Origin of the sequence: Empedobacter sp. GD03861 (assembly GCF_029840885.1) — a bacterium.
In the GTDB taxonomy this organism is placed as follows: Bacteria; Bacteroidota; Bacteroidia; order Flavobacteriales; family Weeksellaceae; genus Empedobacter; species Empedobacter falsenii_B.
In genome coordinates this window covers 135,969-158,465 of sequence record NZ_JAOCDJ010000003.1, presented here as the reverse complement: position 1 = coordinate 158,465, position 22,497 = coordinate 135,969, and the positions used below count along the sequence as shown (strand labels likewise).

Below are 22,497 nucleotides of genomic sequence, written 5' to 3'. Positions count from 1 at the left end.
ACAATTATATTTGTTTTATTTTTTATACCAATCAATGCAAGAGCTATATAAAATACATTCACAAATTTCGATTGTATTTTTTTATTCTTAATTAAGACTTTATCTTTAATCTAAGATTGTGTCTTATGCGAAAAATTGACCCCGAAATACTTGCTCAAAAAATAAAAGAAGGCGATCGTTTTGCCTTATCAAGAGCTATTACACTAGCCGAAAGCAATCGTTTAGACGATTTGAAATTAGCGCAACATATCATTAGTTTATTACCTGTTTCCAAAACTTCAAAAAGAATTGCCATTACAGGAATTCCCGGTGTTGGTAAAAGTACTTTTATCGAATCTTTGGGGAAATATATTCTAAGTAAAGGTGAAAAAGTAGCGATTTTAGCAATTGATCCAAGTAGTTCCCTTTCAAAAGGAAGTATTTTAGGCGACAAAACACGCATGGAGGACTTATCGCGAGAAGAGAATGCTTATATACGTCCAAGCGCTTCTAACGGTTCTTTAGGTGGTGTTACCTCACGTACATATGAAGCAATTTTATTATGCGAAGCAGCAGGGTTTGAAAATATTTTGATTGAAACTGTCGGTGTTGGACAATCTGAAACCTTAGTAAATGAAATTTCAGATCTCTTCTTATTTCTTCAACTTCCGGGTTCTGGAGATGATTTACAAGGAATAAAACGAGGAATTATGGAAATGGCTGATTTAATTTTTGTCAATAAATCAGATTCGTTTCAAGAAAAATTAGTGAAAGATGCAAAATTGGATATTGTTCGTTCATTGCAATTTTTACCAACCAAATCTTCTCAATGGAAAAGAAAATCAATTATCGGTTCTGGATTAATCGGAAAAGGAATTCCTGAACTTTGGGAATTGGTCAATGATTATTTCAATTTTATTAATGAAAATAATTATTACGCATCAAACCGAGAAAAACAACAGCTTAATCAAGCGGAACGCTACACAATTGATTTGATTAATCAACAATTTTTAAAATTACTTAAGGAACACCCACTAGAATTAAGCAAAAATTTATCTGCATTCGAAATGGCAAAAGATTGGTTGAATAACCACACTGAAATTGATGAATTTCTTAATAAGTAAGTTTACGATTATTGAATCAAAATAACAAAAAAACGGCTCAAAATTGAGCCGTTTTTTTGTTAATCATCTTTATCAACTCCTGTTTTTTTGTTGATATTTTCTTGTATTTTTTGATAATATTCTTTCTCAATTTTATCAAATTCTGGTGTCGAAATTACTTTTCCTTTCGTTGGTTTTTGTAGTTTCAGCTTATCGTCAATCGAAATTGATTCTAACTTATAAGTTGTATACTGATTTTCATCTTTCAAAGAAGTTTTCTTCAGTTCTAATAATAATCCTGGCAAACCATTGTATTCATCTGGTCCACATTTTGATTTTATCGAAGGAACATACCACGCTTCTATGTTGAAATTAGCGTCAACAGCTACTGCTTTTCGTACATCATAACCTTTTATTTTTTTGGATTCTCGCGTAATACTCCATTTATAAGTTGCAATGGAATCAGAGATATTATACAATTTGGAATCCATTTCTCTCATGATTATTTTTGAATTCGTATCGAAATCATAAAAGCTTTCCAAATCTTTAAAACCACCTAAAACTTTCATCGAATATTTTGGTCCTTGCGAATTATCAATTCGTTCTATTTCTTGTGAAAGACATTGATTTGCATCGACAGAAAGAGCAATATATTTTGGTTTCGAAAACATTTCCTCTCTTAATCTTTTCGATTCTGGATTCGGATCATTCAAATTAATAAAATTCCGTCTTTCATATTCTACTTTAAATTTTTCTTGACCAAAAACTGAAACTGAAAACAACAACAATAAGATATACTTCATTTTAATGCAATTAGAAATTTAAAGATAACAAAAAAAGCTTCACCATTTCTGATAAAGCTTTTTGATTAAATATCCCTCTTGTTTTTAGAAAACTCTTACCAACAATTCTTGTTCTATTTTATCGTGACAATTTTCTAATGCATTTTTCTCTGCTTTTCCTGCTTTCCAATGCGATGTACAATAAAATTCGTCTTTTTTCCATTCTAAATCATCTTTAAAAAATGATTTTATTTCCTTTACAGATTTAGATTCCCCCGCAACATAAGCAAATCGTTTTCCGTCTTTGCGTTTCGGAAATTTCTGATTTTTTGTCAAACTATATAAAGCTATTCCGCTTCCTACATTTTGATTCACAATCCATTTAAATTCTAAATTTGCTTTCGTTTCAATTTGGTGAATATCATCTTCTGTTGGGACTTCCACACAAACAATTCCGTTTGTTTTAGCAGGAAGCGACTCTATAATTGCTGAAATTACAGGCAAGCCTGTTAAATCTGCAGCCAAGAAAATGAAATCTGTTTTTGGAGCCAAATCTTTTTTTTTCGACTTCATCGAAACTCCAATCATATCTCCAACTTTCGCCTCATTTGCCCAACGCGATCCTGGACCATTCAATCCATGATTTGCAATATCAATCACAATCACATTGTTTTTTGCATCAATATCGCGCAACGTATAGGTACGAGAAACTGGTTTAAATTTTTCTGATGGCGAAATCCATTTTTGATTCTCTTCATCATACTCAGCATAGTGAATATCACGGATCCCAAGCGGTGGAAAAAGTAATTTACATGTTCCGCCCAACGTTGTATCCTTAAAAAAAGATACATCATCATTTTCCAAATGAACGCGAATAAGATGTGGTGTCACAAATTCTTTCTTTTTTAAGATGAACTTCTCCTTCGCAATTTTCACTTTATCTCCCATCAGATTATTTAGATTTATTCTAATTCTATGCGAATATAAAGTAAATTTAGATTGAATAAGAATAATAAAATGTTAAAGTAAAAAGTTATACTTTTTTTAATACGATTTTAATATGATAACTAAATAATTAACCTTAACTTTTACATATTAAAAATAACCTAAAAAACGAACAGAAAATGGAAAATACTTTATGCGAAATCTCGCTCGGACAAAGAACTCTTCCACTTGAAGGCGGATTTAATTGCAGAGATTTAGGTGGAATAATTAACACAAAAAATGAAGTCATTAGAAAAGGATTGTTAATTCGATCTGATGATTTAGCAAATTTGACAGATGATGATTTGGAGATTTTAAACGATTTTCCAATTCGAACAATTATTGATTTACGCACGACTTACGAACGTTTAAAAAATCAAGATCGCATTCCAAATAGTTGTAATCACGAAGTTCATTTGGATATTTCTTCTGGACATTTCGAAAATTTAGTGAAACAATTCAAAGCTGGAATTTCAAATCCAAAAGAATTTATGTGTAAAATCTACGAGGATTTTGTTTTAGATAAGACGTGTCAAACGCAATACAAAAGCTTTTTTGATATTATTCAACATAAAAATAGAACGCCAATTTTATTTCATTGTACTGCAGGAAAAGATCGAACTGGATTTGCAACAGCAATGATTTTATCTGCTTTGAAAGTCGATTTAGATACAATTATGGATGATTACTTGGCTTCTAATATCTTTTTGGAACAAAAATATGCACACATCTTAAAGATCGATCCGAATTATAAATATCTAATTGATGTTTTACCTGAATATTTGGAAAGCTCTTATGAAGCGATTAATAAGAATTTTGGTTCAGTCGAAAATTATTTAACTGATATTTTAAAGGTTGATTTAGATTTGATGAAAGATTTATACATAAAAAAATAAGCGATCAATTGATCGCTTTATTTTTTATCTAAAATTTCATTCGTTGAATTCGTACCGCATTCAAAATTGCTAATAAAGCAACCCCAACATCAGCAAAAACAGCTTCCCACATATTGGCGATTCCTTCTGCACCAAGGAAAAGCACGATTATTTTAACGCCCATTGCTAAAATGATATTCTGTATCACAATCTTTTTTGTTTCACGACCAATTTTTATCGCCGTTGCTATTTTAGAAGGTTGATCGGTTTGGATTACAACATCTGCAGTTTCTATCGCAGCATCACTACCAAGTCCACCCATCGCAATTCCAACATCAGAAAGAGCTAAAACAGGTGCATCATTGATTCCATCTCCAACAAAAGCCACCACTTGATTTTGATCTTTTTTCAATGCTTCAACTTTCTCTACTTTTCCTTCTGGTAACAATCCACCAAAAGCTTCATCAACGCCAACTTCTTTCGCAACTTTTTGCGTAATGGTATTTTTATCACCACTCAACATAATCGTTTTCGAAACACCCAAAGCCTTCATTTTCTGAATTGCTTGTTGCGCATCTTCCTTGATTTTATCGGCAATCGTAATATATCCAGCATATTTATCATCAACCGCAACCACCACAATGCTTTCTACAATATCATGAATTTCTTGTGGATATTGAATCGAGAAATGATCTAATAATTTAGTATTTCCAGCTAAAACCGTTTTTCCATCAACTTTTCCTTTCAAGCCTTTTCCAGAAATTTCTTCCACCTCTATTGCTTTCAATTCTGATGGATGACTTGCCACAATCGCTTTCGCAATTGGATGTGTAGATTGCTTTTCTAAAGCCGAAACAAGATTTAAAAAATCATTTTCAGGGAGATTCGTTTCAATTTTTTGCACTTCGAAAACACCTTCCGTCATTGTTCCTGTTTTATCCATCACAACCGTGTTTACTTTTGCCATTAAATCTAAAAAGTTAGAACCTTTTACTAAAATTCCGTTACGAGAAGCCGCTCCAATTCCACCAAAATAACCCAACGGAACCGAAATAACCAACGCACAAGGACAAGAAACAACCAAGAAAACTAAACCTCTGTACAACCAATCATGAAAATCATAATTGTCAACAAAAAAGTAAGGAATAATTACCAAAGCTGCAGCCAAAAAGAAAACGATTGGTGTATATATTTTTGCAAATTTTCGGATAAATAATTCAGTTGGTGCTTTGCGAGAAGCCGCATCTTGAACCATTTGTAAGATTTTTGCTATCGAACTATCTTCAAATTTTTTAGTCGTTTGAATTTCGATTACATTTTCAAGATTTAACATTCCTGCCAAAACAGTTTCTCCAGTTTTATAAATTGAAGGCTTACTTTCTCCCGTCAAAGCAGCAGTATTAAAACTTCCTTTATCTGAAATCATAATTCCATCTAACGGAACTTTTTCCCCAACTTTTACCTGAATTGTTTCTCCAATTACCACATCTTGCGGTTTTATTGTTTCGAAATTACCATTGCGTAAAACATGCGCTGTATCTGGGCGAACATCTAACAAGGCTTTGATATTTCCTTTTGCCTTATTAACCGCAGCTTCCTGAAACATTTCGCCAATAGTATAAAACAACATTACCGCTACACCTTCTGGATATTCTCCAATAATGAAAGCACCTAAAGTTGCAATTCCCATCAACGAAAATTCATTGAAAAAATCTAGCTTTTTAGCTAATTTAAAGGCTTCTCCCCAAACAGGAAATGCTACTATAATATAAGAAATGCCAAACCATATCAAACGAATAGTTTGATTATCAACAAACCAAGTTGGTTTTAAAACATATTGAACAAAAATCCCAGCAAAGAAAATAGCTAAACTGGCACCTAATAAAATTTTACTATTATTGTGTTCGTGGTCATGACCTTCGTGATTGTGATCATGAGTATCTTTATGTTCGTCATTTGACGTACTACAACAAGCTTTAGACATAATTCAAAAATTTATATTTCAAAATTATAAAGTTATTGCTGCAATCTGGTTGCAAAGTTTAGGATTTACATTGATCACATACTCCTTTCAGAATAAATGAAGATTGTTCGACTTCGAAATTTTTGGGTAGATTGATTTCTGGCAAATGAATATTTCTCAAACAAAACGTCTGATTACAATTGTTACAATGAAAATGAGCATGCGTAAATTCGGGCGTACATTTGCAACTCGACTCACAAAGCGCATATTTTATAGAACCCGTTCCGTCCTCGATTGAATGAATTAATTTATTTTCTTCAAACGTTTTTAAGGTTCGATAAATTGTTACACGATCTGCCTGATCCATTTCTATTTCTAGATCAGCCAAACTCAACGCAACTTCTGCATTCATCAGTTTATCCAAGACCAACAATCGCATCGCAGTCGGATTGATAGAACGATTTTGTAATGTTTTGTTTAAAATTTCTGTTTGCATTTTCTTCGATTTCGAATATAAAGTTACGAAAAAGTTAACTAAAGTTTAGTTAATAAAGTTTTTCCCTTTTTATTGCATCTAATTCTTTTTGCATTCGTTTCTTCCAATCTTTACCATTACGTTTTTCAAGATAAGGCTTTACAGTTTCTTCATATTTTAGTTCTAATTTATCATGTTTAAAATCTAAAACTCCAATATTTATATAATCTACTCCATATTTATTGTGAATACTGTCAATTTTAGCATAGGTTTCAGAACTAAATTCTGGTAAAGGAAATCCTCCTGAATGAAGAAAAATAATTTTATCATTTTTAATATCTTCTTTTGCTCTTTCTATGTATTCTTTTTCTTCCTTTTTTAATTTAATTATGTCATTTATAAATACTCCAATTATAATCATTAAAAAAACTGAAGTTAAAACTAAATTAACATTAATCAACTTACTGTATTTAAACAAACTAATTAAACTTGAGAAAATAATTATTCCAATAAGAATGTAAATAATTTCATGATATTCGGTTTGATAATAAATATCCCAAAAAGTATAATTTGAAGAACTATGTATCCAACAAAAATTTATTATTGGAAATAAAAGTATTAATCCAATAACGATTAAATTAAAAACAATTAACTTTTTATTCACTATTTCACTGTTATTTCATCTACAAAAATATACGACTTTCCTTGAAAAGGTTCTGCTAAATGACCTTTTGGAAATGCACCATAATTTGTCGCTTTTACCTTGATATAACGTGCTTTTTCTTCTTTGAACTGAACTTTCCATGAATCAGAAAACACGTTATTATCAAATGCATCAACTTGTTTTTCTAACATTCCAACCAATTTAAAATTCTGATTATCTTTCGATGTATAGACTTCTAATTTTGTAGGTAAGACAATCCAAGAACGAGAATCTTGTAAGAAATTCATGACAACCGAAGAAACGGATTTCGCTTTTTTCATGTCAACAATTGCATCAAAATTTTGATCATAATATCCTTGCCAATCCCCTTTTTTCCAATTGCTATCACCAACAATTCCGTCCAATAAACCTTGCGGTCCACCTGCATGATATTGCGGTGTGTAGGTAGAATTCAACTGAATTGTATAATCATTTGGTTTCTTAGTAAATGTTCCAGAAATTGTTTTACTTTTCTTTCCATTCACTTCCACAAAAGAAGAAATTGTAGTTGTTTCTTTGATTGAAATTGGTTTTTTATAGATTTCAGCTTTTTTACCATTCACAGAAACATAAATTTTCGCATTTGGTTCAGAAGATTTTACTTCAACATTCATTTTATTTTGAAATGATCTGTCTTCAGCAATCAAAACTGGAACCGTTACAATTTTTTCACTTTCAGAAATAGGTTTAACCTCTCTATCTTTCAAGAATTCAAATCCTAAAAATTGATTTTCTTTGTAATTATTTTTCGTGATTATACGCTTCGTTCCATCTTCTAGATTAATCGTGATTTCATCAAAATACGGCTCAACAGTCGTCCACATTCCCGAACCTGGCGTAACGCTATAAATTCCCATCGAAGCCAAAACGTACCACGCGCTCATCTGCCCACAATCTTCATTTCCAATCAATCCATCTGGCGAGTTTTTGTAATGTTCATTCAAAATTTTATGAACCAATTCTTTTGTTTTTTTTGGCTTATCAATGTAATTGTACAAAAAAGCCACGTGATGACTCGGCTCATTTCCTTGCGCATATTGCCCGATAAGTCCCGTAACATCCACTTGCTCCCGACCTGTTGTTTCTGATGGTGCATTAAATAATTCATCTAATTTTGCATCAAAACCATCTTTTCCACCATAAAAATCAATCATTCCATTAATATCTTGCGGTGCAAAAAACGTGTATTGACAACCATTCGCCTCTGTGTAATTATTGTTTACTTCACGCGGATCAAAAGGTTTTAGCCAACCTCCATTTTTCTTTGGCTGAATAAATTTTGTCTCATGATTGAATAAATTCTTCCAATATTGAGAACGTTCGATAAAGTAATTATAATCGTCGTGTTTATTTAAAATCAATGCCATTTGCGCAATACACCAATCATCGTACGCATATTCTAATGTTTTAGAAACTGATTCATGTTCATCGTCAATCGAAATAAATCCGTTTTGTTTGTAAGCTTTCAATCCCAAATGATCTAACATTGCCGAATGTTTTGCTGCTTCATAAGCTTTCTCATAATCAAAGCCTTTGAAACCTTTTACCATTGCATCAGCAATCACAGAAACCGAGTGATAACCAATCATACAATAGGTTTCGTTACTTGCTAATTCCCAAACAGGTAAACGTCCACCTTGTTCGTAATGCTTGATAAATGTGTTAATAAAATCAATCGTTCTTCTCTTCTCAATCAACGTATACAAAGGATGCGCCGCACGAAAAGTATCCCAAAGCGAGAAAACCGAATAATAATCGAAGTTATTTGCCAAATGAATTTGATCGTCCATTCCACGATAATTTCCATTCAAATCTTGCGAAATATTTGGTTGCATCATCGTGTGATACATCGCTGTATAAAAAATAGTTAGTTTATTCTTATCTGAAGATTTCACTTCAATCTTCGATAATTCTTTGTCCCAAGCTTTTTCAGCAGCGGCTTTCGTTTTAGAAAAATCAAAAGTTGTTAATTCTTTGCTATTAACATCCGTTCCATTATATCCAGTTGTAGATAAGGTCACTTTTACCATAATCTTCTCACCTTTCTTTACCTTTTTACCAAAAGCCAAGGCAATTTCATTTCCTTTGAATGTTTTAGATGTAATATTTCCGTCTTTTGAAGCAGTTAATTTCATCGGAACATTAAATTCTATTTTGGCAAAAATCTTTTGATTCTTCGCCCACTCTTCCGAATTTCTGTAAACATAAAGTGTTTTAGCGTCTACAATTTTCACTTCTCCATCAACTAATTTATCACGATGATTAAGATCTAAAATGATCTTTGCATCACCTGCTTTATTAAAAGTATACTCATGCAAACCAACGCGAGTTGTCGTTGTTAATCGGACATTGACATTATATTTATCTAACAAAACTTGATAATATCCTGCTGTAGCTTTTTCATTTTTATGCGAAAATTTAGAACCATAATCAGCTTGAATAAATCCTTTCTGATTAAGCGTTGGCATCAACATAATGTCACCATAATCAGAAACTCCAGTTCCATTTAGATGTGTATGTGAAAAACCATAAATAAAATCATCTGAATAATGATAACCACCACAACCATCCCAACTTCCATCAATTCGAGTATCTGGAGAAAGTTGAACCATTCCGAATGGTAAAGTCGCTCCAGGAAATGTATGTCCATGTCCACCTGTTCCAATAAACGGATTAACATATTGTGCATAATTATTTTTCTGAGCAAAAATTAATGATGAAAACATCATCAGAATAAATGATAGTAAAGTTGATCTCATTAGTTTTTAGTGTTTTGATTGACAGAAATTCTGTTATACAATAATATGGATTATATTTGTTTTAACACAATTTAGAAATCGATTAACACATGAGTAATAGAAGAAATTTCATAAAAAATCTTGGAGCTTTAGGCTTACTTTTAGGTACAACAAAACTTGATCTTAATGCGCAAACTACATCTAAAAGATCAACTACTTCAACAAAAATCAATAAACCAATTGTTCTTTCTACTTGGCGTTTTGGAATTGAAGCTAATGCCGAAGCTTGGAAAGTTTTAGGTAAAAATGGAACAGCTTTAGATGCTGTAGAGCAAGGCGTAAAATTGGTCGAAGCTGATCCAAATGAACGAAGTGTTGGTTATGGTGGACGTCCTGATCGCGATGGAAAAGTAACTTTAGATGCATGTATTATGGACGATCAAGCAAATATTGGTTCTGTTGCTAGTTTAGAGTATATCAAACATCCAATTTCTGTTGCGCGAAAGGTAATGGAAGATACACCACACGTGATGTTAGTTGGAAATGGGGCACTTCAATTTGCGTTGGAAAAAGGATTTAAAAAAGAGAATTTATTAACTGATGTTTCCGAAAAAGAGTGGAAAGAATGGTTGAAAGATACTAATTATCAGATGCCTATCAATATCGAAAATCATGATACAATTGGAATGATTGCCTTAGATTCCTATGGAAATCTTTCTGGAGCTTGTACTACGAGCGGAATGGCGTACAAAATGCACGGACGTGTTGGTGATTCACCAATTATCGGCGCAGGTTTATATGTTGATAACGAAATTGGTGCAGCAACCGCTACTGGTCATGGTGAAGAAGTGATTCGTATTGCGGGAAGTCATTTGGTTGTGGAGTTGATGCGTCAAGGTTATTCGCCAGAAAATGCATGTAAGGAGGCTGTTCATCGAATCATTAAATTAACAAAATCGCGTAAAAAAGATTTATCGGCGATTCAAGTTGGTTTTATTGCAATCAACAAACAAGGCGAATATGGTTCATATTGTATTCATCCAGGCTTTAACTTTGCGGTTTATGATGAAAATGGAAATCGTTTAATTGACGGAAAATCTATTACAAAATGAAAAAATTAGAAATTGCTTGCTTCAACTTAGAATCAGCTTTAGTTGCAGCAAAATCAAATGCAGATCGAATCGAGTTATGCGCCGATGCTTCAACAGGTGGAATTACACCAGACTTTGAAGATATCAAAACATTAAGAAAAGAAACAGACAAAGAAATCATGGTGATGATTCGTCCTCGTGGTGGAGATTTTTGTTATTCTGATGAAGAATTTGAACAAATGAAATCTGAAATTATCATGATTAAAAATTTTAGAATTAATGGTTTTGTTTTTGGAATTTTGAATGAAGATAATAAAATCGATTCTGAACGAAATCATGAATTAATTGAACTTGCAAAACCTTTTCCTTGTACTTTTCATCGCGCTTTTGACAGAACTTCTGATGCCGAAAATTCACTTCAAATCGTGATTGATTTAGGATTCAAAACTATTTTAACTTCTGGTTTAGATAGTAATGTTGATGATGGAAAACATGAATTAAAAAACCTTGTTAAAAAAGCAGAAAATAAGATTACAATTATGCCAGGAGGTGGTTTGCGCTCAACAAATATTAAAGAAATTGATTCATATACAAACGCTACTTACTTTCATTCATCAGCGATGATTGACGATTCTGGAATTGCTAATTTAGAAGAAATCAATCGATTAAAAAGTATGATAAATTCTGAAAAATAAAAATAGTAACTTTGGACTATGCTTTGGGAAAATATAATTGGACAACAGGAGATTAAAAACAAGCTTCAACAATCTATAAAAGATGGTCGTATAAGTCATGCTCAGCTTTTTTCTGGTCCAGAAGGTTCGGGAACTTTGGCTTTGGCAATTGCTTATGCACGTGAGGTTTTGTGTGATTTGAATAACGAACAATGCAATCTGAAAGTTGATAAATTACAACATCCCGATTTACATTTTTCTTTTCCTTATTCAGCAACAGAAAGTGTAAAAAAGCCACTTGCTAAGTATTTATTAAACGATTGGCGAACTTTTGTAGACGAAAATGTCTATGGAAATTTAACGGATTGGATGTCTCATCTTGGAATTGAGAAAAAACAAGGCGTTATTCCTGTTGATGAAGCGGATGAAATCGTCAAAACATTAGCGTTAAACAGTTACGAAGGAGGCTATAAAATCATGATTATTTGGCAAGCTGAGGAAATGACTACTGCAGCTGCAAATAAATTGTTGAAAATAATTGAAGAACCGCCTCAAAAAACACTTTTTTTATTGGTAACAGAACGTGAAGATTTGATTCTACAAACTATTACTTCTCGTTGTCAATTGGTTAAAATTCCTCGTTTATCGCAATCGGATATAAAGGATTATCTAATTGAGAAGAAAAATATTAATCCAGAAAAAGCGCAACATATTGCTTTTCTATCGCAAGGAAATGTACGAGAAGCGTTGCATCAATTGAATGATGACGAACATTTATTCGATAAGTATTTTGTGACTTGGGTTCGAAAAGCCTTTATGGCAGCCAAAACTCCAACCGTTTTAAAAGATTTGATTGATTGGTCGAATCAAATTGCAAGTTGGTCGAGAAGTGAACAAAAAGATTTTTTAAATTATTGTTCCGAGATTTTTCGTCAAGCTTTATTAAAAACGTATCAATCTGATGATTTAGTTTTCTTGCAAATTAATGCAGGAGGTTTTAAATGGCAAGGTTTTGCGCCTTTTATACATGGAGCAAATATCGAAGATATTTTAAATGAAATTAATGAAGCGTCGTATCATATCGAACGAAATGGTAATTCTAAAATTATACTTTTAGATTTATCAATCAAGTTAACGCGCTATTTACATCGCAAAAAAGCATAAAAAAACCACTTATCTAATAAGTGGTTTCTTTATATGATCTGAATGTTATTTCAAATTATTTTGCTGGAGCTTCAGTTGCTGCTGAATCAACTTTAGCTGCTGCTGAGTCAACTACTGCTGCTGCTGAGTCAACTACTGCTGCTGCTGAATCAACTACTGCTGCTGCTGAATCAACGTTAGCTGGTGCTTCTTCTGCTTTTTTCTCACCACAAGATACTGCTCCTAAAGATAAAGCTGCTACTGCAACTACTGCGAAAAATTTTTTCATTGTTTTATTGTTTTAATTATTAATAATTTTCGATTAATTTTCTTTGACAAATGTATTTCGAAACGTAAACAACAGCATGTAAAATCAATGTAATATAATTGTATTAATCAATTCTCAATAAATAAAATTTAAAAAATTGATTTTTAATCAATTATAAATAGTTTTACAATTTTTGAATATTTTTTGTAAAAAACATTGTGTTAATTATTTATCTAATGAAGACAGTTAAATTTAAAAATTAATTGATTTTGATTAATTTTTGATCCTAAATCATTTAATCTTTATTCTAAAAAATTAATTATTTATACATTTGTATAAATTTAATAAAAGTATGCTAGTAGTTTCTTACATTCAAGAAAACAAAGATCGTGTAATTGAAGGACTAAAAAAACGTAACTTCAAACAATTAGATCTTGTTGATGAAGTTTTAAATGTGGATGAACTTCGTCGTAAAACACAATTTGAATTAGATAATGTATTAGCTGAATCCAACAAATTAGCAAAAGAAATTGGTAATTTGTTTAAAGATGGAAGATCGGAAGAGGCTAATGAATTAAAAAACAAAACGGTTGATTTAAAAACTCAATCAAAAGAGTTACAAGATTTATTATCGTCTTACGAAACATCCGTTAAAGATATTTTGTATCAAATCCCGAATATTCCGAACGAAATCGTAAAAGCAGGAAAAGATGCTGATGATAATGAAATCGTTTTTGAACACGGAGATGCAACTGCAAAACCAAACAATTTGCCACACTGGGAAGTTGCTAAGAAATTTAACATCATTGATTTTGAATTAGGTGTTAAAATTACCGGAGCTGGTTTCCCTGTTTACAAAGGAAAAGGTGCTCGTTTGCAACGTGCTTTAACACAATTTTTCTTAGATAAAAATTCTGATGCTGGCTATACAGAAATTGTTCCTCCCTTCGTTGTGAATGAGGCTTCTGGTTATGGAACTGGACAGTTACCAGACAAAGAAGGACAAATGTATTATATTGGAGAAGATGATTTGTACTTGATTCCTACTGCGGAAGTTCCTGTGACGAATATTTACCGTGATACAATTGTAAAAGCAGAAGATTTACCAATTACGTTGACTGCATATTCACCATGTTTCCGTCGTGAAGCGGGTTCTTATGGAAAAGATGTTAGAGGATTAAATCGTTTACACCAATTTGAGAAAGTTGAGATTGTACGTATCGAAAAACCAGAAAATTCTTACGCTGCTTTAGACGGAATGATTGAGCACGTAAAAGGAATTTTAGAAGATTTAGAATTACCATACCGTATTTTAAGACTTTGTGGTGGTGATACAGGATTTACATCTGCAATTACATACGATTTTGAAGTTTTCTCTGAAGCGCAAGAAAAATGGTTAGAAGTTTCATCTGTATCTAATTTTGAGACTTTCCAAGCGAATCGTTTGAAATTACGTTACAAAGATGAAAACGGAACTCAATTAGCACATAGTTTAAATGGTTCTGCTTTGGCTTTACCACGTATTTTAGCCTCAATTTTAGAGAATCACCAACAAGCTGATGGAACAGTAAAAATTCCGAAAGCGTTGCAACCTTATACTCGTTTTGAGATTTTAGATTAATCAATAATCTGTCAGATAAATAAAAGCTCGAGAATTTCTCGAGCTTTTTTATGTTATTAAAATTGAAACTAAATCAGGTGTTTCAATTCTTCTTTCAAACTATCTTCCCAAGTCGGAATATCAAGTTGATACACTTCTTTTATTTTCGATTTATCCAATAAACTATACGCAGGACGTTTCGCTTTTGTCGGATAAGCTGAAGTTGGAACAGGATTAATTTCGATTGTTGAATTAGACAATTCTTTAATTTTTTGCGCAAATTCAAACCAAGAACATTTTCCTTCATTCGAATAATTAAAAATTCCATAGGTTAAATCATCTTTCAAAATAATCGTTAAGATTACATCAGCCAAATCAATTGCATTTGTTGGCGAACCAATTTGATCTGCTACAACAGAGATCGAATCTTTGTCATTAAACAACCTAAGCATCGTTTTAACGAAATTATTTCCAAATCGAGAATAAACCCAAGCTGTGCGTAAAATAATCGTTTTAGAATTGTTTTCTAATGCTAAATTTTCGCCATCTAATTTTGTTTGACCATACACCCCTATAGGATTTGTTTGATCTGTTTCTAGACGAGGTTGAGCTTCAGTTCCATCAAATACATAATCTGTCGAAACGTGAATAAAAGGAATTCCTTTTTGATTCGTGATTTTTGCTAAAAATTCTGTTGCTTTTGCGTTTACTAAATAAGCATTCTCTTGATCATCTTCAGCTTTATCAACCGCTGTATAAGCTGCACAATTGACAACAAAATCGAATGATTTATCTTCGAAATAATGATTAATTAATTCTTCATTCGTAATATCTAATTCATTTCGAGTGACAAAAAAACATTCAATTTCCTTGTAGTTTTTTGATTGCTCTAAAATCGATTGACCTAACTGACCATTCGCTCCGGTAACTAAAATTCTTTTCATATATAAAAAAAGCCACTAAAATAGTGGCTTGAAGGTATTATTAATATCTTAAAATTATAATCCTAATTCTTTTATAACGTCATTTAATAAGTCGTATCCTCCAGCTTTGTAAACTAAAACACCTGCAGGTAAAACATATTTAACTCCTTTTTTTGCAGCAGCAGCATTAATTGCATCCATTACTCTTTTCTCGATTGGATCCATTAAAGCTTTCTCTTTTGCTTGCATTTCATCTTGAGCAGCTTTTGCATACGTTTCGTAATTCTTTTGCATTTCTTGCTCTTTCTCTTGGTATTTGTTCGCTGCAATTAATTTTTGAGCCTCTTCTTGAGATTTACCAGCTAAATCTTTTTGAGCAGTTTCCATAAAAGTTTTATAGTCTGCTTGTAATTTTGCGATAGCATCTTCGTGTTTTTTACCTAATGCTTGTAAATCAGCCTCTGCTTTTTTGTAAGCTGGCATTGATTCAATTACTGCTTGCGTATCAATATGTGCAATTTCTTGAGCGAAAGATAAAACGCTTCCGAAAACCATCATTGTAAATACTGCTATCAATCTAATTTGTTTCATTTCTAGTCTAATTTGTTTTTTAAAATTTATTTTCTTGTTTTATTGCTACTATTACTAGTTTTATTATTTCCAGAAGTTGATGTTTTTGAATTATTTGGTTTCAACTCTGGTCTTAAAGTCATTAATACTTCTCTACTTATGTCAAACTTTGGATCTGTATAAATCATGATTAAATCACTTCCTTTATCAAATACAAAACCATATCCTCTTTTATCAGCAACTTCTTTTGTCGCATTATAAATTTGATCTTGTAAAGGTTTTACCATTGATCTTCTCAGATTCACTAAATCACCATTTGGTCCATAACGCTTGTCTTGCAAAATTCTTACAGCTGCCACTTCATCCGCTAGCTTTTTCTCTTGCTCTTTCACCTGTTCTGCCGTTAATAAAATCTTTTCGGCTTCGAATTCGGCTTGTAATTTAGCTAAATTTTCTTGTTTTTGCTCAATTTCTTTTTGCCAAGATTCTGTTTGAGATTTTAATTTGCTTTGAGACGAAGTATATTCAGGTAAATTTTCTAAAATATACTGGCTGTCTACGTAACAAAATCTTTGCGCAAAAGAGAAACTTGCTAATCCAAAGAACAACGCTATAAAGCTAATCCATTTTTTCATATTTGTGATGTGTTAATTCTAAAATTATGCCAAAACGTTCTAAGCAAATTTAATCAATTTATTAGAATTGTTGTCCAATAATAAAGTGAGTTTGCCATCCAGAGCGTTCTGTTTGTCCAAATCCTTTATCAAATCCGTATCCGAAATCAAATCCTAACAAACCAAATGCTGGCATATAAATACGAACACCTGCTCCTGCAGAACGTTTTAATTCAAACGGTTTAAATTCACTTGTATTGTTCCAAACGTTACCTCCTTCTGCAAAAGTTAATGCATAAATTTTGGCTGTTTGGCTCATTGTGATTGGATAACGTAATTCTAACGAATACTTATTATAAATTGTTCCACCTCCTTCTGGCGTAATATCCCCTGTTAATCCACCAGAATTTGTAGCATCTTCGTAACCTCTTAATGAAATAATCTCACGTCCATCGAAACGATTTTGTGTAAGACCTGTTCCTCCTAAGTAAAAACGCTCGAAAGGAATTGTTCCAATTTTACGGTTATATGTTCCTAAAACACCAAATTCTCCACCAGCTTTTAAAACTAATTTACCTGTTAATTCTTTGTAGAAATATGCTTTAGCTTTGAATTTATAATACTCTAACCATTTGAATTTTTCTACGTCAGACATGTTTGTATAGTCTTTGTTATTAAAAACTGAATAAGGAAATGTTGTCGTAAACGATAAACTAATTTCTGATCCTGATTGTGGGAAAATAGGATCTGGCCCAGCTGAATTACGTGTTAAACCTAATGTATAGTTCAAGTTGTTTGACGAACCATTCTCATAGTTCAAATTACCAACAGTCATCGCATAATTATCGAAGTTATATAACTGATAAGAAATTGAGTTTGATAAACGGAAATAATCATCTGGCCAAGTTAATAACTTTGTTAAACCAACTGATGCTCCTAAGATATCCAATTTCGATTTTATTCCATAATTATCGAAGTAATCGTATTGTGAATAATAAAAAGATGTTGATAAAGCTGTAGGGCGTTTTCCTCCAATCCAAGGTTCAACAAATGATAAACTATAATTTTTATATCCGTTACCAGCTTGTGCTCTTAATGATAATTGTTGTCCATCTCCCATTGGAATCGGTTTCCAAGCTTTTTTATTGAAAAAATTCTTCAATGAGAAATTCCCGAAAGTTAATCCTAATGTACCAATGAAAGTACCTGCACCATATCCTCCTTGTAATTCTACTTGAGAAGATGATTTTGGCGCAACTTTCCACTCTACATCAACTGTATTATTATCTTGATTTGGTTGAATGTCTGGAACAATTTGCGTTGGCTCTAAATATCCTAAAGAAGCTAACTCCATCATCGTACGTTTAATGTCCGATTTAGAGAATAAATCTCCTGGTTTAGTTCTTAACTCACGATATAAAATATGATCGTGTGCTTCTGTATTCCCATTAATCGTTACTTTGTTAAGTGTAGCTTGAGTTCCTTCAAAAATTTTGATTTCCAGGTCAATCGTATCATTTTTCACACTTTTTTCAACAGGAATAGCACGTGCAAATAAATACCCTCTGTCCATGTATAACGTTGAAATATCATCATCTTTTTCTGATCCCGAAATCTTTTTATTGATTCCGACAGCATCATAACGATCTCCGGTTTTATATCCAAAAATTCGTTGCAACTGCTCAGAAGTATAAATTGAGTTTCCAGAAAACGTTACATCTCCTAAGAAATATGGTTTTCCTTCGTTAACCTTAATTTTTACCAATAAGTTTTTATCATCAACTTTTTCGATATTGTATGACTCAACTTTAGCATCTCTAAAACCAACAGATTTGTATTCTTCAACCAATGTTTTTAAATCTTCCTGGAATTTTTCAGGAATCATTTTAGATGACTTGAAGATATTGATAGATTTCTGTTTGGTATTTTTCATCCCTTTTTTACGTAAACGAGCAGCAGTTAAGTTTTCATTTCCTTCGAAAATGATTTTCTTAATCTTTACACGCTCTCCACGATTCACATTTAATGTAATGTTTTCTTCGTCTTCTTTACCAACAATTGGCTGACGTTCTACATTAATTGTTGTGTTAGGATAACCTTTTCCAGTATAATAATCTTTAATTTTATTATTTGTCGTATTGATTAAACTTTGTGTAATCTTAACACCTGGATTTAATTTATTTTGTTTGATTAAATCTTCGCGTTGCGATTTTTTCACACCATTAATCTTAATTTCTCCTAAACTAGGAACTGAAACCAAGGCAAGCTCTAATGTAACTTCGTTACCTTCTATTTTATCTACATACAAGTCGATGTCAGAGAAAATATTAGATCTCCATAATTTTTTTACAGCATTATTTACCTTCGTACCTGGTAATTCTATCTCTTCACCGATAGCAAAACCTGCATAACGGATAATTTGATTCTTAGAATATTTAGAGTCACCTGTTACAACGATATCTTTCAATTTGAAAGTTCGTGCATTGGTATAATCTAAGACAAAATTATCTTGTTGTGTTGAATCAATGGTTTTCGTAGAATCTACGACTTGCGCTTGTGCCATGTAAGCTCCAAGCATACACATTGTCCAAAAAATTTTCTTCATAATCCTCTATTTCAGTTCGATTAGTTCGTTAGTTGCTCGCTTATCTTACCAAATCTACGTTCTCGATTTTGGTAATTTAAAATTGCTTTATAAAATTCTTCCTCGTTAAAATCAGGCCACAAAACCTCTGTAAAATATAATTCTGCGTAAGCAATTTGCCACAACAAGAAATTACTAATTCTGGTTTCGCCACTTGTTCTAATCATAAGATCTACCATAGGTAAATCGTGTGTATATAAGTTTTGATGAACTAATTCTTCATTAAAATCATTGTCGGATATTTCTCCGTCTTTATATTTTTGTGCAATAGACTTCATCGCTTGTAATAGTTCTTCTTTCGAACCATAACTTAATGCTAATGTCAAAACACAACTTGTATTGTCCTTTGTTTTATCCATCGCTTTTTCCAAATCATTGTATGCTTTTCTTGGTAATTTTGATAGATCTCCAATGACATTCAAACGAATTCCATTTTTGTGTAACTCATTTATTTCGTCCTTTATTGCAGAACTTAACAAAGTCATTAAAACATTGACTTCTAATTTTGGACGGTTCCAATTTTCAGTTGAAAATGCGTAAAGTGTAAGATGTTGTATACCTAATTTGCGACAAGTTTTTATTGAAGATCTTACAGCTCCCAAAGCACTTTTGTGACCAAAAGTTCTTTCTTTACCATTATTCTTGGCCCATCTCCCGTTACCATCCATAATGATTGCAACATGATTAGGTATATTATTTTTATCTATTTGTTCTACTAAACTAATTTCCATTCTTTTTAATCACAATAACATGCAGGTCGACCAAAACTATACGTTAAGGATACTCCTGTCAAAACATACCAATCTTTGTTTGATGTGTTTCCGTATATACGTTTATCATATTCAGATTGAGGCAAAGTACCTGTTTCTACAGCATCTACAAAATTTTGTGTAAATTTTCCTTTGTTGTAATCTATATAATCAACACTTGTATAACGAATACCTGTCTCAAAAGATAAAATCCAATTGTAATTGAATCTCACTTTATATCCAACTCCAAAAGGAATCGTTAAATCGGTATTATATTTTGTTTTTTCGATAATTACGTTGTTTGTTCCATCGTAATCATATTCTTTTCCTTTTGCAGAAAAAGCTCCAACTCCTACAAAAATGTAAGGCGATTGCGCTTTTTCTTGATCGTCATTGATATTAAAAAAATTATATTCAAACATCAAAGATCCTTCTACAATATTATTTCGAAAATTTTTATTTCTTTCTAATTTGTAATATTCTTTCGAACGATGGTCACTTGCTCCAACTTTTGAATAAGAGATATTTGCTCTAAAACCCATTTGTGGATTTATATTAAAACGATACAATCCTCCAATCGAAACAGGCAGGAAAATTTTTCCATCAGGTTCAGTTTTTGTAGGAAATGGATTGATATAGCTAGCTTTTCCAACATCACCTATCACATTTGCCCCACCAGCAAAAATTCCGAGTTCGTGTCTTTGGGCAAAAATCATTTGCGACAAACACAATGTAAAAACGAACAAAAATAATCTCATCATAATGTTGTGTTATTTTTTCGGCTTTTGCTTTTTCTTCTTTTTAAATTCGAACAAATATAAACAAAAGTCAATTCAACGTAACTGATTTAACAAAAATTAAGAAGTTTTATTGTAAATTTTAATTCCTTTTATCTGAACCCCAAAGCATTTTTTCTCTCAAAGTCGTGAAATAAGTCGCATCAATAGCTTCAACAATTAGGATTTTGAACTCTGCTTTTTGTATGGTTAATTCAACGTCAGTTGTTAAAGGAAAGTTACGAGAATCTAATGATAAGAAGTATTCATTGGCACGACTTCGAATTTTCAAGTCTATTTTTTCGTTTTCCGAAACAACTAATGGGCGTACATTCAAATTATGTGGTGCAACCGGTGTAATGATAAAATTTTGATTCGATGGATGTACAATAGGTCCTCCACAGCTTAAAGAATATCCTGTAGATCCTGTTGGTGTTGAAATAATCAACCCATCCGACCAAAAAGAATTTAGAAATTCGTTATTCAAATAAGCATCAACTGTAATCATACTTGTCGTTTCACGACGAACAACAGTCACTTCATTAATGGCAAAATTATTTTCAATTTCTACCCCATCACTCCTTTTGACCGTTAATAACGTACGTGGAATAATGTTGTAATCATCATTGAAAAAACTATCCATTTGTTCCAGTAAAACACTTTTATTAATTGTTGCTAAGAACCCTAAACGACCTGTATTGACGCCTATTATCGGAATATTAGAATCTCTAACAATTGTCGTCGCAGACAATATGGTTCCATCTCCTCCAAAACTAAATAGAAATTTTACCGATTTATCTAAATCTTCATAAGAAGTATATGTTTCTACCTGTTCAAAACTAATATTTGTAGAATCCTTCAAAATTTGAAGAAAATTCTGCTCAACACAAAAAGCAATTTTGTTTTGAGTTAAATAATTAAGAAATGGAGGAATAATGTCCGTTAAAGACGTACTTGTTTTTTGTCCAAAAAGTGCAACTTTTATCATTAGGTATTCATGTATTTTAACAATTGTGCATAACGACTTTGCAGAAGTTCTTGTTTTTCGTCGTTATAAAATTTTTGAATCACTTGATATCCATATCGCTCAAATGTTTCACCAATTGTTAACAAGTTTGATGAACTAAATTTCAGCAAAACATAAACGCTATCTTCTTTATTTCCAACAATCATCATTCCCAATATTTTTCCGTTATTCACTTCTATAATATTAGAAATCGCCGTCATCGACAAGTCTTTTTCCGCAATCGAAACTAACATCGAAACGCCTTGTGCAGCGACAAAAGGGAAATTTGCAAACGTGTTGATAATATCCGTTTCCGTAATAAAACCAACATAACGCGATTGTTCATTAATAATCGGTAAGATATTCGCCTGATTCGTATACATCATCTGAATTGCATCTAAAAGCGTACTCGATTCAGAAAGATAAAAACTCTCCAAATACGAAGTATAATCTACTTTTTCATCATCAATTGATAATTCAATCAAATCTTCTTCCGAGATATTTCCAACAAAATCCAACCCTTTAAACAAAGGTAAATGCGTCAATTTATTCTCTTGCACAACTTCTAAAAGCTGACTTGGAGAAGAATTAACTTTCCCTGGTTTTATCTCATTCGATAGATATTCGGTGATATACATGGCACAAATTTATATATTTTAATACATTAATTCTCTATTTTTAATGCTAATTCGGTTAAAATCATTGATTATTAATTGAAATTTAACCAATTTATTCTAAATTATTTAGTCAAAATATATTCCAAAAACTACTATTAATCAAAAAATAATGTGATTTACAATTTTTTAAAACAAAACTCTTCCTCAAATTAAAAAAAGA

General features: G+C 32.0%; 21 protein-coding genes. 7 read left to right on the top strand and 14 right to left on the bottom strand.

The features are described from left to right. The first annotated feature begins 125 nt into the window (after positions 1–125). The gene (gene meaB, locus N5D03_RS02845; RefSeq protein ID WP_125349934.1) at positions 126–1,103 is read left to right on the top strand and encodes a methylmalonyl Co-A mutase-associated GTPase MeaB; all 978 of its coding nucleotides are present in this window, start codon (positions 126–128) and stop codon (positions 1,101–1,103) included. Between the two features lie 59 nt (positions 1,104–1,162). Here the strand turns inward: meaB and N5D03_RS02840 are convergent, their stop codons facing one another. Beyond that, positions 1,163–1,885 (bottom strand): GLPGLI family protein, encoded by a 723-nt coding sequence (locus tag N5D03_RS02840; RefSeq protein ID WP_125349935.1) that lies wholly within the window; start codon positions 1,883–1,885, stop codon positions 1,163–1,165. Between the two features lie 84 nt (positions 1,886–1,969). Further along, complete coding sequence (locus N5D03_RS02835) at positions 1,970–2,812, bottom strand: siderophore-interacting protein (RefSeq protein WP_125349936.1); 843 nt, start codon at positions 2,810–2,812, stop codon at positions 1,970–1,972. Between the two features lie 176 nt (positions 2,813–2,988). On the opposite strand from N5D03_RS02835, the gene N5D03_RS02830 reads away from it, so the two are divergent. After that, entirely contained in the window at positions 2,989–3,744 is a 756-nt protein-coding gene (locus N5D03_RS02830; RefSeq protein WP_280050893.1) for a tyrosine-protein phosphatase, read from the top strand. A 28-nt stretch (positions 3,745–3,772) separates the two neighbouring features. On the opposite strand, the gene N5D03_RS02825 is transcribed toward N5D03_RS02830, so the two are convergent. Genes N5D03_RS02825 through N5D03_RS02810 form a run of 4 tightly spaced genes read right to left on the bottom strand, consistent with a single transcriptional unit; the run spans position 3,773 to position 9,623 of the window. Next, entirely contained in the window at positions 3,773–5,707 is a 1,935-nt protein-coding gene (locus N5D03_RS02825; protein ID WP_280050892.1) for a heavy metal translocating P-type ATPase, read from the bottom strand. 58 nt (positions 5,708–5,765) lie between these two features. After that, the gene (locus N5D03_RS02820; protein WP_125349939.1) at positions 5,766–6,182 is read right to left on the bottom strand and encodes a transcriptional repressor; all 417 of its coding nucleotides are present in this window, start codon (positions 6,180–6,182) and stop codon (positions 5,766–5,768) included. A 49-nt stretch (positions 6,183–6,231) separates the two neighbouring features. Next, a complete protein-coding gene (locus N5D03_RS02815; RefSeq protein ID WP_125349940.1) occupies positions 6,232–6,825 on the bottom strand; it encodes a hypothetical protein in 594 nt (197 codons plus the stop codon). After that, positions 6,825–9,623, bottom strand: a complete 2,799-nt coding sequence (locus tag N5D03_RS02810) for a GH92 family glycosyl hydrolase (protein WP_125349941.1) — start codon at positions 9,621–9,623, stop codon at positions 6,825–6,827. Before N5D03_RS02810 ends, N5D03_RS02815 begins: the two co-directional genes overlap by 1 nt. Positions 9,624–9,712: 89 nt before the next feature. On the opposite strand from N5D03_RS02810, the gene N5D03_RS02805 reads away from it, so the two are divergent. From N5D03_RS02805 to serS, 5 genes are all read left to right on the top strand, one after another. Next, complete coding sequence (locus tag N5D03_RS02805) at positions 9,713–10,714, top strand: N(4)-(beta-N-acetylglucosaminyl)-L-asparaginase (protein WP_125349213.1); 1,002 nt, start codon at positions 9,713–9,715, stop codon at positions 10,712–10,714. After that, entirely contained in the window at positions 10,711–11,388 is a 678-nt protein-coding gene (locus N5D03_RS02800) for a copper homeostasis protein CutC (protein ID WP_038334770.1), read from the top strand. Before N5D03_RS02805 ends, N5D03_RS02800 begins: the two co-directional genes overlap by 4 nt. Positions 11,389–11,406: 18 nt before the next feature. After that, positions 11,407–12,531, top strand: a complete 1,125-nt coding sequence (locus N5D03_RS02795; RefSeq protein ID WP_280050891.1) for a DNA polymerase III subunit delta' — start codon at positions 11,407–11,409, stop codon at positions 12,529–12,531. 20 nt (positions 12,532–12,551) lie between these two features. After that, the gene (locus N5D03_RS02790) at positions 12,552–12,815 is read left to right on the top strand and encodes a hypothetical protein (RefSeq protein ID WP_280050890.1); all 264 of its coding nucleotides are present in this window, start codon (positions 12,552–12,554) and stop codon (positions 12,813–12,815) included. A gap of 315 nt (positions 12,816–13,130) precedes the next feature. Continuing rightward, a complete protein-coding gene (gene serS, locus N5D03_RS02785; protein ID WP_038334750.1) occupies positions 13,131–14,399 on the top strand; it encodes a serine--tRNA ligase in 1,269 nt (422 codons plus the stop codon). A 68-nt stretch (positions 14,400–14,467) separates the two neighbouring features. Here the strand turns inward: serS and rfbD are convergent, their stop codons facing one another. The 8 genes from rfbD to N5D03_RS02745 form a co-directional block, all read right to left on the bottom strand. Next, positions 14,468–15,322 (bottom strand): dTDP-4-dehydrorhamnose reductase, encoded by an 855-nt coding sequence (rfbD, locus tag N5D03_RS02780; protein WP_280050889.1) that lies wholly within the window; start codon positions 15,320–15,322, stop codon positions 14,468–14,470. Between the two features lie 54 nt (positions 15,323–15,376). Beyond that, positions 15,377–15,892, bottom strand: coding sequence for an OmpH family outer membrane protein (locus tag N5D03_RS02775; RefSeq protein ID WP_280050888.1), 516 nt, complete (start codon positions 15,890–15,892; stop codon positions 15,377–15,379). A 26-nt stretch (positions 15,893–15,918) separates the two neighbouring features. Next, on the bottom strand, positions 15,919–16,506 hold the full coding sequence (locus N5D03_RS02770; protein ID WP_180905650.1) for an OmpH family outer membrane protein: 588 nt from the start codon (positions 16,504–16,506) through the stop codon (positions 15,919–15,921). Positions 16,507–16,567: 61 nt separating this feature from the next. Next, positions 16,568–19,090, bottom strand: coding sequence for an outer membrane protein assembly factor BamA (bamA, locus tag N5D03_RS02765; protein ID WP_280050887.1), 2,523 nt, complete (start codon positions 19,088–19,090; stop codon positions 16,568–16,570). Between the two features lie 20 nt (positions 19,091–19,110). Next, positions 19,111–19,854, bottom strand: a complete 744-nt coding sequence (locus N5D03_RS02760) for an isoprenyl transferase (RefSeq protein WP_280050903.1) — start codon at positions 19,852–19,854, stop codon at positions 19,111–19,113. Between the two features lie 11 nt (positions 19,855–19,865). Beyond that, positions 19,866–20,639, bottom strand: a complete 774-nt coding sequence (locus tag N5D03_RS02755; RefSeq protein ID WP_280050886.1) for a DUF6089 family protein — start codon at positions 20,637–20,639, stop codon at positions 19,866–19,868. Between the two features lie 118 nt (positions 20,640–20,757). Next, a complete protein-coding gene (locus N5D03_RS02750) occupies positions 20,758–21,642 on the bottom strand; it encodes an NAD kinase (protein ID WP_280050885.1) in 885 nt (294 codons plus the stop codon). Then, complete coding sequence (locus tag N5D03_RS02745) at positions 21,642–22,298, bottom strand: CBS domain-containing protein (RefSeq protein WP_114998381.1); 657 nt, start codon at positions 22,296–22,298, stop codon at positions 21,642–21,644. Before N5D03_RS02745 ends, N5D03_RS02750 begins: the two co-directional genes overlap by 1 nt. Positions 22,299–22,497: the final 199 nt, after the last annotated feature.

Coding starts and splice junctions, on each gene's coding strand:
- N5D03_RS02750 (WP_280050885.1), bottom strand. CDS start 21,642: ATGATAAAAGTTGCACTTTTTGGACAAAAAACAAGTACGTCTTTAACG.
- N5D03_RS02810 (WP_125349941.1), bottom strand. CDS start 9,623: ATGAGATCAACTTTACTATCATTTATTCTGATGATGTTTTCATCATTA.
- rfbD (WP_280050889.1), bottom strand. CDS start 15,322: ATGAAAAGAATTTTAGTTACCGGAGCGAATGGTCAGTTAGGTCAATCG.
- N5D03_RS02755 (WP_280050886.1), bottom strand. CDS start 20,639: ATGATGAGATTATTTTTGTTCGTTTTTACATTGTGTTTGTCGCAAATG.
- N5D03_RS02820 (WP_125349939.1), bottom strand. CDS start 6,182: ATGCAAACAGAAATTTTAAACAAAACATTACAAAATCGTTCTATCAAT.
- N5D03_RS02840 (WP_125349935.1), bottom strand. CDS start 1,885: ATGAAGTATATCTTATTGTTGTTGTTTTCAGTTTCAGTTTTTGGTCAA.
- serS (WP_038334750.1), top strand. CDS start 13,131: ATGCTAGTAGTTTCTTACATTCAAGAAAACAAAGATCGTGTAATTGAA.
- bamA (WP_280050887.1), bottom strand. CDS start 19,090: ATGAAGAAAATTTTTTGGACAATGTGTATGCTTGGAGCTTACATGGCA.
- meaB (WP_125349934.1), top strand. CDS start 126: ATGCGAAAAATTGACCCCGAAATACTTGCTCAAAAAATAAAAGAAGGC.
- N5D03_RS02800 (WP_038334770.1), top strand. CDS start 10,711: ATGAAAAAATTAGAAATTGCTTGCTTCAACTTAGAATCAGCTTTAGTT.
- N5D03_RS02835 (WP_125349936.1), bottom strand. CDS start 2,812: ATGGGAGATAAAGTGAAAATTGCGAAGGAGAAGTTCATCTTAAAAAAG.
- N5D03_RS02795 (WP_280050891.1), top strand. CDS start 11,407: ATGCTTTGGGAAAATATAATTGGACAACAGGAGATTAAAAACAAGCTT.
- N5D03_RS02745 (WP_114998381.1), bottom strand. CDS start 22,298: ATGTATATCACCGAATATCTATCGAATGAGATAAAACCAGGGAAAGTT.
- N5D03_RS02805 (WP_125349213.1), top strand. CDS start 9,713: ATGAGTAATAGAAGAAATTTCATAAAAAATCTTGGAGCTTTAGGCTTA.
- N5D03_RS02825 (WP_280050892.1), bottom strand. CDS start 5,707: ATGTCTAAAGCTTGTTGTAGTACGTCAAATGACGAACATAAAGATACT.
- N5D03_RS02830 (WP_280050893.1), top strand. CDS start 2,989: ATGGAAAATACTTTATGCGAAATCTCGCTCGGACAAAGAACTCTTCCA.
- N5D03_RS02775 (WP_280050888.1), bottom strand. CDS start 15,892: ATGAAACAAATTAGATTGATAGCAGTATTTACAATGATGGTTTTCGGA.
- N5D03_RS02770 (WP_180905650.1), bottom strand. CDS start 16,506: ATGAAAAAATGGATTAGCTTTATAGCGTTGTTCTTTGGATTAGCAAGT.